Origin of the sequence: Streptomyces sp. DH12, assembly GCF_020873895.1 — a bacterium.
Classification (GTDB): Bacteria; Actinomycetota; Actinomycetes; order Streptomycetales; family Streptomycetaceae; genus Streptomyces.
In genome coordinates this window covers 1-412 of sequence record NZ_JAHWGT010001431.1, presented here as the reverse complement: position 1 = coordinate 412, position 412 = coordinate 1, and the positions used below count along the sequence as shown (strand labels likewise).

The window sequence follows — 412 nt, the reverse complement described above, 5'->3', positions numbered from 1 at the left end:
CATCACGTTCTGCAGCGCGCCCAGCAGGAACACGCCGGCGATCGCGCCGCCGAGGGTGCCCTTGCCGCCGTCGAAGTCGATGCCGCCGAGGAGGACGGCCGCGACGACGGACAGTTCGAGCCCGGTGGCGTTGTCGTAGCGGGCGCTGGCGTAGTGCAGCGCCCAGAAGACGCCGGTGAGGGCCGACATCAGGCCGGTCACGGTGAACAGGATCAGCTTCTGCCGCTTGACGCGGACGCCGGCGAACCGGGCGGCCTCCTCGTGGTTCGCCAGCAGCAGGTTGGCGTGCGCGGCGGCGGAGAGGGCCTCCCCCTGACCCTCCTCGTCGCCCATCGCTTCCGCGATCCCGGCCGCCGCGAGCCGGCACTTGGCGGCCAGTGGGTAGGCCCCGGACTGGAAGCTCTCTTCCGCG

At 72.3% G+C, this 412-nt stretch carries 1 protein-coding gene; it reads right to left on the bottom strand.

Features of this window, described 5'->3' with window-relative positions:
• Positions 1-412, bottom strand: a 412-nt coding sequence (locus tag LPA54_RS40430; RefSeq protein WP_368857916.1) for an ABC transporter permease, incomplete at both ends; no start/stop codon positions are given.